This is a genomic window from Streptomyces sp. NPDC091209, assembly GCF_044757755.1.
Lineage (GTDB): Bacteria > Actinomycetota > Actinomycetes > Streptomycetales > Streptomycetaceae > Streptomyces.
In genome coordinates this window covers 606,957-616,086 of sequence record NZ_JBIVVR010000005.1, presented here as the reverse complement: position 1 = coordinate 616,086, position 9,130 = coordinate 606,957, and the positions used below count along the sequence as shown (strand labels likewise).

The 9,130-nt window shown below is 69.6% G+C and carries 8 protein-coding genes and 1 pseudogene; all 9 read right to left on the bottom strand.

Annotated features, from left to right (window positions below; genetic code table 11):
• Positions 1–100, bottom strand: a 100-nt coding sequence (locus tag ACIQRL_RS18330; RefSeq protein WP_401332433.1) for a hypothetical protein, incomplete at its 3' end; no start/stop codon positions are given.
• A 99-nt stretch (positions 101–199) separates the two neighbouring features.
• Positions 200–883 carry a response regulator gene (locus tag ACIQRL_RS18325; protein ID WP_401332383.1) on the bottom strand — a complete coding sequence of 228 codons (684 nt, stop codon included), beginning with the start codon at positions 881–883 and terminating at the stop codon, positions 200–202.
• A gap of 124 nt (positions 884–1,007) precedes the next feature.
• Positions 1,008–1,676, bottom strand: coding sequence for a potassium-transporting ATPase subunit C (locus ACIQRL_RS18320; RefSeq protein ID WP_401332381.1), 669 nt, complete (start codon positions 1,674–1,676; stop codon positions 1,008–1,010).
• 24 nt (positions 1,677–1,700) lie between these two features.
• Complete coding sequence (gene kdpB, locus ACIQRL_RS18315) at positions 1,701–3,833, bottom strand: potassium-transporting ATPase subunit KdpB (RefSeq protein WP_401332379.1); 2,133 nt, start codon at positions 3,831–3,833, stop codon at positions 1,701–1,703.
• Complete coding sequence (kdpA, locus tag ACIQRL_RS18310; RefSeq protein WP_401332377.1) at positions 3,830–5,494, bottom strand: potassium-transporting ATPase subunit KdpA; 1,665 nt, start codon at positions 5,492–5,494, stop codon at positions 3,830–3,832. Before kdpA ends, kdpB begins: the two co-directional genes overlap by 4 nt.
• Before the next feature lie 8 nt (positions 5,495–5,502).
• The gene (gene kdpF / locus ACIQRL_RS18305; RefSeq protein ID WP_033264828.1) at positions 5,503–5,592 is read right to left on the bottom strand and encodes a K(+)-transporting ATPase subunit F; all 90 of its coding nucleotides are present in this window, start codon (positions 5,590–5,592) and stop codon (positions 5,503–5,505) included.
• Positions 5,589–5,831: a hypothetical protein gene (locus ACIQRL_RS18300; RefSeq protein ID WP_401332375.1), complete on the bottom strand. Its 243-nt coding sequence runs from the start codon at positions 5,829–5,831 to the stop codon at positions 5,589–5,591. The genes kdpF and ACIQRL_RS18300 overlap by 4 nt, the downstream gene beginning before the upstream one ends.
• A gap of 175 nt (positions 5,832–6,006) precedes the next feature.
• Positions 6,007–6,271: pseudogene (locus tag ACIQRL_RS18295) on the bottom strand (potassium transporter TrkA); the annotation flags it as partial.
• 99 nt (positions 6,272–6,370) lie between these two features.
• Positions 6,371–8,872, bottom strand: coding sequence for an ATP-binding protein (locus ACIQRL_RS18290; RefSeq protein ID WP_401332431.1), 2,502 nt, complete (start codon positions 8,870–8,872; stop codon positions 6,371–6,373).
• Between the last annotated feature and the right edge of the window lie 258 nt (positions 8,873–9,130).

Genomic DNA, 9,130 nt, shown 5'->3' with positions numbered 1-9,130 from the left:
TCCCCCGCTCGACGCGGCGATGCGCCTCGGAGAGCATCGCGTACGTCTTGCCGACACCCGGTGCCGCACCGAGATAGATCCGAAGCTTGCCGCGTGCCATCTTCTCGTCTCTTCGTCTCTACGGGCGGGGCCGTAAGGTTCCGGGGGTGGTCGCGAAAGAGATCCGGTCGGGAATCCGGTCGGGATCTCAGCCAGGGACTCAGCGTTCGAAGCGGTAACCCATGCCGGGTTCGGTGATGAGGTATCGGGGGTGGGCGGGGTCCGCCTCCAGCTTGCGGCGGAGTTGGGCCATGTAGACCCGCAGGTAGTTGGTCTTGTCGCTCTGGCTGGCTCCCCACACCTCCTGCAACAGGTGCTTCTGCGTGACGAGCCGGCCGGGGTTGGTGACCAGGATCTCCATCAGATGCCACTCGGTGGGCGTGAGGCGTACGTCGTGCCCGGCGCGGGTGGCCTTTTTGGCGAGCAGGTCGAGGGTGAAGACGTCCGTCGTGACGAATGTCGTCTCGGGGGTGAGGGGAATGTCCTCGGTGCGGCGGACGGCGGCGCGCAGCCGGGCCAGCAGTTCGTCCATGCTGAACGGCTTGGTGATGTAGTCGTCGGCGCCCGCGTCGAGCGCGGCGACCTTCTCGTCGGAGGCCCGGCGCGCGGACAGCACCAGGATCGGTACGCGGGTCCAGCCGCGCAGGGCTTTGATGACGTCCGTGCCGTCCATGTCGGGCAGCCCGAGGTCGAGCAGCACCACGTCGGGCTGCCGGGCGGCGGCGATGCGCAGGGCGGTGGTGCCGTCGGGGGCCGCGTCCACTCCGTACTTGCGGGCCCGCAGGTTGATCACGAGGGCCCGGACGAGCTGAGGGTCGTCCTCCACCACCAGTACCCGGGTCATCGGTGTGCGCCTTCCCTGTGGGACGGAGGGCCGGATCCCGTGGAACCGGCCTCGTGAACGCGGGAGTCGACGAGCCGGGGTGTCTTCCCCGGTCGCCAACTCCCGCACGGTGCGCATAACGCCATCAGTTCTTCGCCACAAGCGCCTTGAGCGCGGTGTTGAGTTCGAGGACGTTGACCCGGGGTTCGCCGATGAAGCCGAGGGTCCGGCCGTCGGTGTGCTCGTCGACCAGCTTCTGCACCTGGGCGACGGGCAGGCCGTTCTTCTCCGCGATCCGGTGCACCTGGATGTCGGCGTACTTCGGGGAGATGTCCGGGTCGAGGCCGGAGCCGGAGGAGGTGACCGCCTCGGCGGGCACGTCCGCGGGCTTGACCGTGTAGCCGGGGACCGAGTTGTCCTTGATGACGGCGGCCTTGGCGTCCTTGACCCACTTGATCAGGTCGGCGTTGTCACCGGAACGGTTGGTGGCGCCGGACAGGATCAGCTTGTACTGGGTGTTGACGCTGTTGGTGCCGAGGCCGTTCTGCGGGCGGCCCTGGAACCACTTCAGGTCGGGCTCCGGGGTCTGCTGGCCCTTCTTCAGCGGCAGGTTGTAGGCCTGCCCGATGAGCGAGGAGCCGACCACCTTGCCGTCCGCCTTGATCTCCGAGCCGTTCGCCTGATGGGAGAACAGGCCCTGGGCGATACCGGTGACGGCCAGCGGGTAGATCACGCCGCACACGACGGTCAGCACGAGCAGGGCGCGCAGGCCGGCCCAGAGCAACCGGCCTGTGTTGGTTACCGAGTTGTTCATGAGGATCAGCACGCTTTCGAGGAGTTACAGGCCGGGGATGAGGGAGATGAGCAGGTCGATGATCTTGATGCCGATGAACGGGGCGACCAGGCCGCCGAGGCCGTAGATCCCGAGGTTGCGCCGCAGCAGCTTGTCGGCGCTGACCGGGCGGTAGCGCACGCCCCGCAGGGCGAGGGGCACCAGCGCGATGATGATCAGCGCGTTGAAGATGACCGCGGAGAGGATCGCGGAGTCGGGCGAGGACAGGTGCATGATGTTGAGCTTGTCCAGGCCCGGGTAGACCGCGGCGAACAGCGCCGGGATGATCGCGAAGTACTTGGCGACGTCGTTGGCGATGGAGAACGTCGTCAACGCGCCCCGGGTGATCAGCAGTTGCTTGCCGATCTCGACGATCTCGATGAGCTTGGTGGGGTTGGAGTCCAGGTCCACCATGTTCCCGGCCTCCTTGGCGGCCGAGGTGCCGGTGTTCATGGCCACGCCCACGTCCGCCTGCGCCAGCGCGGGGGCGTCGTTGGTGCCGTCGCCGGTCATCGCGACGAGCTTGCCGCCCGCCTGCTCCCGCTTGATGAGCGCCATCTTGTCCTCGGGGGTCGCCTCCGCGAGGAAGTCGTCGACGCCCGCCTCCTCGGCGATCGCCTTCGCGGTCAGCGGGTTGTCGCCCGTGATCATGATGGTCTTGATGCCCATGCGGCGCAGCTCGTCGAACCGCTCGCGCATGCCGTCCTTGACGACGTCCTTGAGGTGGATCACCCCCAGGACCCGTGCGCCGCGTGCATCCTGGACGGCGACGAGGAGCGGGGTGCCGCCCGACTCGGAGATCCGGTTGGCCAAGATGTCGGCGTCGGCGGACACCTCACCGCCCTGTTCCTGGACCCAGGTGATGACCGAACCGGCCGCGCCCTTGCGGATCTTCCGGCCGTCGACGTTCACACCCGACATGCGGGTCTGGGCGGTGAAGGTGATCCACTCGGCGTCCGCGAGTTCGCCCTGGTGGCGTTCGCGCAGCCCGTACTTCTCCTTCGCGAGGACCACGATGGAGCGGCCCTCGGGGGTCTCGTCGGCCAGCGAGGAGAGCTGGGCGGCGTCCGCGACCTCGGCCTCGGTCGTCCCGGTCACCGGTACGAACTCCGACGCCTGCCGGTTGCCCAGCGTGATGGTGCCGGTCTTGTCGAGAAGAAGGGTGGAGACGTCACCGGCGGCCTCGACGGCCCTTCCGGACATGGCCAGGACGTTGCGCTGGACCAGCCGGTCCATGCCCGCGATGCCGATCGCGGAGAGCAGGGCGCCGATGGTCGTCGGGATCAGGCAGACCAGGAGGGCCACCAGCACGACCATGGTGAGGTGCGTGCCGGCGTAGTCGGCGAACGGCGGCAGGGTGGCCACCGCGAGCAGGAAGACGATCGTGAGCGACGCGAGAAGGATGTTCAGCGCGATCTCGTTGGGCGTCTTCTGCCGGGCCGCGCCCTCGACCAGGGCGATCATCCGGTCGATGAAGGTCTCGCCGGGCTTCGTCGTGATCTTGATGACGATCCGGTCGGAGAGGACCTTCGTGCCGCCGGTGACCGCCGACCGGTCGCCGCCGGACTCCCGGATGACCGGGGCCGACTCGCCGGTGATGGCCGACTCGTCGACCGACGCGACCCCCTCGACGACGTCACCGTCGCCGGGGATGATGTCGCCCGCCTCGCAGACCACCAGGTCACCGACGCGCAGCTCGGTGCCGGGCACCTGCTCCTCGGACCTGCCGTCCTCGGAGAGCCGACGCGCGACCGTGTCCGTCTTCGCCTTCCTGAGGGTGTCCGCCTGCGCCTTGCCGCGGCCTTCGGCCACCGCCTCCGCCAGGTTGGCGAAGACGACGGTGAGCCACAGCCAGGCGCTGATCGCCCAGCCGAACCAGTCGCCCGGGTCCTTGAAGGAGAACACCGTCGTCAGAACGGAGCCGACCAGGACGACGAACATCACGGGCGACTTGACCATCACCCGCGGGTCGAGCTTGCGGACGGCGTCCGGCAGCGACCTGAGCAGCTGCCTGGCGTCGAACAGGCCCGCGCCGACCTTTCCTTCGTCCTTGTGGCCGGTCGGCACATCACTGTGCGGCGCCCGAGTGGGAACAGTCGTGGACACGGCGTCCTCTTGATTGTCTGTGCGAGTGGTCATGACGCCAGCCCCTCGGCCAGCGGGCCCAGGGCGAGGGCCGGGAAGTAGGTCAGGCCGGTGATGATCAGGATCGCGCCCACCAGCAGACCGGTGAACAGCGGTTTCTCGGTGCGCAGGGTGCCCGCGGTCGCCGGGACCGGCTGCTGCCCGGCCAGCGAACCGGCCAGCGCGAGGACGAACACCATCGGCACGAACCGGCCGAGCAGCATGACCAGCCCGATCGTGCTGTTGAACCACTGGGTGTCCGCGTTCAGACCGGCGAAGGCCGAACCGTTGTTGTTGGCGCCCGAGGTGTAGGCGTAGAGGATCTCGGAGAATCCGTGCGCGCCGGAGTTGGTCATCGAGTGGCCCGGGGTGGGCAGGGCCATCGCCGCGGCGGTGAAGACGAGCACCAGCGCCGGGGTGATCAGGATGTAGAGGGCCGCGAACTTGATCTCGCGGGTACCGATCTTCTTGCCCAGGTATTCCGGTGTACGCCCGACCATCAGACCCGCGATGAACACCGCGATGATCGCCATGATCAGCATGCCGTAGAGGCCGGAGCCGGTACCACCGGGCGCGATCTCGCCGAGCTGCATGCCCAGCATGGTGATGCCGCCGCCGAGTCCGGTGAACGAGGAGTGGAAGGAGTCCACCGCGCCCGTCGAGGTCAGCGTGGTCGCCACCGCGAAGATCGACGAGGCGCCGACACCGAAGCGGGTCTCCTTGCCCTCCATCGCCCCGCCCGCGATGTCGAACGCGGGACCGTGGTGGTGGAACTCGGTGGCCATCATCAGCGCGGTGAAACCGATCCAGATGGTGACCATCGTGGCGAGGATCGCGTAGCCCTGCCGGACGCTGCCGACCATCTGGCCGAAGGTGCGGGTCAGCGCGAACGGGATCACCAGCAGCAGGAAGATCTCGAACAGGTTCGAGAACGGCGTCGGGTTCTCGAAGGGATGCGCGGAGTTGGCGTTGAAGTAACCGCCGCCGTTCGTGCCCACCTCCTTGATCGCCTCCTGCGAGGCCACCGCACCACCGTTCCACTGCTGCGAACCACCGAAGAACTGGCCCACCTCGTGGATGCCGGCGAAGTTCTGGATGGCACCGCACGCCACCAGCACGACCGCGGCGACCACTGACAGCGGCAGCAGGATGCGGACCGTGCCGCGCACCAGGTCGGACCAGAAGTTGCCCAGCTCACCGGTGCGCGAGCGGGCGAAGCCGCGGACGAGAGCCACCGCCACCGCGATGCCGACGGCCGCCGAGACGAAGTTCTGCACGGCCAGACCGGCGGTCTGCACGACGTGGCCCATGGCCTGCTCGCCGTAGTACGACTGCCAGTTGGTGTTCGTGACGAAGGACGCGGCGGTGTTGAACGCCTGGTCCGGGTCGATCGCCGTGAAGCCCAGCGAGCCGGGCAGGTGGCCCTGCACACGCTGGAGGACGTACAGGAAGAGGACGCTGACGGCGGAGAAGGCCAGGACACCGCGCAGGTAGGCGGGCCAGCGCATCTCCGTGTCCGGGTCGGCGCCGATGCCCTTGTAGATCCACTTCTCGACCCGCAGGTGCTTGTCGGAGGAGTAGACCCGGGCCATGTAGTCGCCCAGGGGACGGTAGGCGAGTGCCAGTGCCGCTATGAGCGCGAGCAGCTGGAGCACGCCGGCGAGAACGGGACTCATGGCGAGGCTCAGAACCTCTCCGGGAAGACAAGGGCGAGGACGAGATAGCCCAGCAGGGCGACGGCCACGACCAGGCCGACGATGTTCTCGGCGGTCACAGCTTCGTCACCCCCTTGGCGACGAGAGCCACCAGCGCGAACACCGCGATCGTGGTGACGACGAAGGCCACGTCGGCCATCGGAACTCCTAGAACAGGTTCGGAATTGAACTGACGGTTAGAGGAAACCGTCTCTCTGGCCGGATCCGAGCGCCGTTGACGGCTCCCATACGGAGGCTCGGGCGCCTTTGACGGAACCCTTACGGCCGGCTCATCCATCTGCCGGAACGGATCCCCCATCCGCCTGAATCGTCGACGGCCCGCGTGCCCGCGCCATCCAGGTGCGGGCCGTCGAGGCGAGGCGTCAGAAGACGCGGAACCGCAGCCGGCGGATCACCACGCGGCGGGCTGCGGGCCGGGCTCGGCACGCTCCTCTTCCGGGTGCTAAGGACTCGGGATGCGCCATGGCGGAGCCGACGGCCAGGACCCGCCACTCGTGCTCGCGGAACGCCTCAGGGACCGAGCGTCCGTTCGGGGTGACCGGCCACATCGACCACCGTGAACAACAGCGAAACCCGCTCGACCGGCATCACTCCCAGCACGTGGCGGCCCATCATCGCGGCGAAGGAGGGCGCCGCGAGCGCCGAAACACTGCGGCTGCGGGTGGGCGCGTCGGGGCAGGAGGCGCGCAGGGTGGCGGCGAAGTCGTCGTCATACAGCCGTATCACCACCCCCGTATCGGATATCCGGTCAGCACGCCGTCCCCTCCCGCGCTCGTCACGACGACTCCGGCCCCCGTGTCCTGGCGCACACGAGTCCTGGTGTGCCGTATTCGGAGCTCATAGGCCGCCTCCTACGCTCTGCGTGTCTCCGGGTTGCTCGGCCCGCTCGGCGACGGGCAGCGACAGGACCATCGTCAGACCGCCGCCGGGAGTGTCCTCCGGAGTGAGCGTGCCGTCCATCGCCTCGGTCAGCCCCCGGGACAGGGCCAGGCCCAGCCCGAGGCCGGTGGTGTTGTCGGTGTCGCCCTGTCGCTGGAAGGGTTCGAAGAGCCGGTCGCGGTCGGTGGCCGGAAGGCCCGGCCCGCGGTCGACGACACGCACTTCGACGCGGCCCGCGTGCGCGCTGGCGGTCAGCAGCACCTGGCGGTCCACCGGGCTGTGCCGGGCGGCGTTGGCGACGAGGTTGGCGATCACCCGCTCCAGCAGGGGCGGGTCGGCCAGCACGGCCGGAACCTCCTCCAGGTCCGCCACCTCGACCTCGGGGGTGTCCGCCAGCGCGGCCGGCAGGACCTCCTCCAGCGTGGTGGCCCGCACCTTGAGGGTGAGGACGCCGGCCTGGAGGCGGCTGAGGTCGAGGAGGTTCTCCACCAGCCGGTTCAGTCTGGCCATGGACTCGTCCGCGGTGGCGAGGAGTTCGTCCCGGTCCTCGTCGGAGAAGGCGATGTCCCGGCTGCGCAGCGAGGAGACCGCGGCCCAGCCCGCCGCGAGAGGCGTACGGAGGTCGTGACCGACCGCCCGCAGCAGCGCCGTACGCATCCGGTCGGCGGCCTTGACCGGTTCGACCTCGGCGGCGGCCTCGGCGAGCCTGGCCCGTTCGACGGCCGATCCCACGTGCGCGGCGAACGCGGCGAGGACGCGCCGCTCCGACGACGGAAGGATGCGACCGCGCAGGACCAGGAAGGCGCCGGGTCCCGCGGGCACGACCGTCGCGCCGTCGTCTCCGGGCGGCTCGTCCACCAGCTCCACGGAGTCCATGCCGAAGGTCTCGCGGGTCCGTTCCACCAGCGCCGGGATCGTTGCTCCGCCCCGCACGATGCTCCCGGCGAGCGAGGACATCGTCTCCGCCTCCGCCGTGGCCCGCGCCGAGCGCCGCGACAGGCGCAGCGAGCGGTCCACGACCGTGGCCACGACGGCGGCGACCACCGCGAAGACCGCCAGGGCCAGCAGCGCGTTCGGGTCGTTCAGCGTGAACCGGCCGATGGGCGGGATGAACCAGTAGTTGAGCAGCAGGGACGCCGTGACCGAGGCGATCACCGCCGACACGACCCCGCCTATGCAGGCCACGCCGACCACGGTGAGCAGGAAGAGCAGCGCCTCGCTGGTGAGGTTGAGCCGCTCCCGGGCCGTGTCCGGATTCAGCAGGAGGGTGAGTGCCACGGGCAGCAGCAGTCCGGCGACCGGGCCCGCGATCCTGCGTACGGTCGAGAGGGTACGGCGGCGGGAAGGCAGCAGGGTGCCGCGCCCGGCGCGTTCGTGGGTGACCGTGTGGACGTCGATGTCGCCGGAGAGCTCGACGACGGTCTCGCCGGTGCCGCGTCCGGTGACGAAGCGTTCGATGCGTCCGCGGCGGCTGGTGCCGAGGACGAGCTGGGTGGCGTTCTCGGCGCGGGCGAAGTCCACCAGGGCCGTGGCGACGTCGTCGCCGACGACCGAGTGGTAGCTGCCGCCGAGGTCCTCGATCAGCCGCCGTTGCCGGGCTAGGGAGGCGTGCGAGGCACCCGCGGCGAGACCGTCGCTGCGGGTCACGTGCACGGCGAGCAGGTCACCGCCGGCCGACCTGTCCGCGATCCGTGCGGCCCGCCGGACGAGGGTGTCTCCCTCGGGCCCGCCGGTGAGTGCCACGACGACTCGTTCCCTCGTCTCCCACACCCCGCCGATGCCGTGCTCGGAGCGGTAGGACTGGAGCGCCTCGTCCACCCGGTCGGCCACCCACAGCAGGGCGAGCTGGCGCAGGGCGGTGAGGTTGCCGGGGCGGAAGTAGTTGGCGAGAGCGGCGTCGATCTTCTCTGGGGCGTAGATGTTTCCGTGCGCCATCCGGCGCCGCAGTCCCTCCGGCGGGATGTCGACGAACTCGATCTGCCGGGCCCGTCGTACGACCTCGTCGGGCACGGTCTCGCGCTGCGGCACCCGCGTGATCTTCTCGACGACGTCGTTGAGGGACTCCAGGTGCTGGATGTTCAGCGCCGTGATGACGTCGATCCCGGCGGCGAGCAGTTCCTCGATGTCCTGCCACCGCTTGGGATTGCGGCCGCCGCCCGGCACGTTGCTGTGGGCGATCTCGTCCACCAGCGCGACCTGCGGGCGACGCGCGAGGACCGCGGCCAGGTCCATCTCCTCGAAGTCCCCGCCGCGATAGGAGCAGGGCGCACGTCCGATGACCTCCAGGCCGTCGAGCATCAGCTCCGTGCCGGGGCGCCCGTGGCACTCCACGAATCCCACCACCACGTCCGCGCCGCGTGCCGCCCGGCGTCGCCCCTCGTCGAGCATGCGGTAGGTCTTGCCGACACCAGGGGCGGCGCCGAGGTAGACCTTCAGCCGTCCGGGCCGCACCTCGCCCACATCAGGGGGTACGCCCCCCGCGACGGGCCGAACCTCGCCCTCGCTGGTCCGTACGTCGCTCATACCGGTCCGTACGTCACTCATCGCAGCCGACGTGCTCCGCTCACTGGCGATCGATTCCCGGGAGGGAAGGGTTGCTTCCCCTACGGAACCGCCTGCGCGCGTCGCTCGGCGCGCTCCCTGACGCATCCTTGGCGTCGGTCACGTGGACGTTGACACCGCCTTGACGGGTGCCGGCCCGATAGGGTGAAGGCGGTG

Coding starts and splice junctions, on each gene's coding strand:
- ACIQRL_RS18300 (WP_401332375.1), bottom strand. CDS start 5,831: ATGGGGGATCCGTTCCGGCAGATGGATGAGCCGGCCGTAAGGGTTCCG.
- kdpB (WP_401332379.1), bottom strand. CDS start 3,833: ATGACCACTCGCACAGACAATCAAGAGGACGCCGTGTCCACGACTGTT.
- ACIQRL_RS18320 (WP_401332381.1), bottom strand. CDS start 1,676: ATGAACAACTCGGTAACCAACACAGGCCGGTTGCTCTGGGCCGGCCTG.
- ACIQRL_RS18325 (WP_401332383.1), bottom strand. CDS start 883: ATGACCCGGGTACTGGTGGTGGAGGACGACCCTCAGCTCGTCCGGGCC.
- kdpA (WP_401332377.1), bottom strand. CDS start 5,494: ATGAGTCCCGTTCTCGCCGGCGTGCTCCAGCTGCTCGCGCTCATAGCG.